Origin of the sequence: Anaeromyxobacter sp. SG64, from assembly GCF_022690745.1 — a bacterium.
Taxonomy (GTDB): domain Bacteria; phylum Myxococcota; class Myxococcia; order Myxococcales; family Anaeromyxobacteraceae; genus Anaeromyxobacter; species Anaeromyxobacter soli.
Genome location: NZ_JALCZB010000204.1, coordinates 1 through 985 on the forward strand (window position 1 = coordinate 1; position 985 = coordinate 985).

Below are 985 nucleotides of genomic sequence, written 5' to 3' on the forward strand. Positions count from 1 at the left end.
CGCGCGCGCGCCTCGCGCGACCCCGGCACGCCGCCGCGCGCGCTCACCCGCCGCCCCCGGGCACGAGCGCGTCGGCGATCCCCTCGAGCTCCTCGAGCGAGCTCAGGGTGGCCACCCGCGTGCAGCGCGGGGCATAGAGGGGCATCTCGCTGTCGCCCATGCCCCACGCCATGCGCGGCTCCGGGCAGATCCAGAGCAGGCGGCGCGCGCGCCGCCGGAGCTCGTCGAGGACCCACGCCTCCGGCGCGTTGTAGTTGTTCCGCCCGTCGCCGATGACGATCACGGTGGTGCGCCGGGTGACCGCCCCCCGGAAGTCGTCGTGAAAGGCCTTGAGCGCGCGGCCGTAGTTGGAGTTCGCGGAGAGGCTCACCGCGCGCGCCGCGACGGCGAGCTGCGCCGCGCGGGTCGGGTCCCGCTCCGCGCGCAGCCGCTCCGTCACCTCGGCGAGGTCGGAGACGAACACGAACGTCCGCACCCGCGTGAAGAGGCTCTGCAGCGTGTAGAGGAAGAGCAGCATGAGCCGGGTGACGTGCCGGACCGACTCGGACACGTCGCACAGCACCACGACCTCCGGTCGCTCCCGCCGCCGGTGGCGGAACACCAGCCGGGCCGGCACTCCCCCGAGCGCCAGGTTCCGCCTGAGCGTCCTGCGCACAGCGAGCGCGCCGCGCCTCCGCGAGCGCTCTCGCCGGACGAGCCGCGCGCGCAGCCGCTCCGCGAGCCGGCGCACCGCGAGCTCCACACGCGCCGCCTCCTCCCGCGAGACCGGCGCGAGCCCCCCCGGGAGTGGGCCGGCTCGCAGCGTGCGCGCCCGCCCCTCCAGCTCCGCCCAGCGACGGGCCGCCTCCTCCACCTTGCGGAGCGCCGACTCCAGCGTGGCGGTGACGAGCTGGCGCGCGCCCGCCCCGAGCCCGCGCTCCCGCAGCGCGCGCTCCAGCGCGGCCGCGTCGTCCTCGAGCGCGCCGCCGCCCGCCGCCGCGAGGAG

The 985-nt window shown here is 77.7% G+C and carries 1 protein-coding gene; it reads right to left on the reverse strand.

What is annotated here, in order from left to right; translation table 11 throughout:
* Positions 1-43: 43 nt before the first annotated feature.
* Positions 44-985, reverse strand: a 942-nt coding sequence (locus MNZ29_RS24090) for a VWA domain-containing protein (protein WP_242357115.1), incomplete at its 5' end; no start/stop codon positions are given.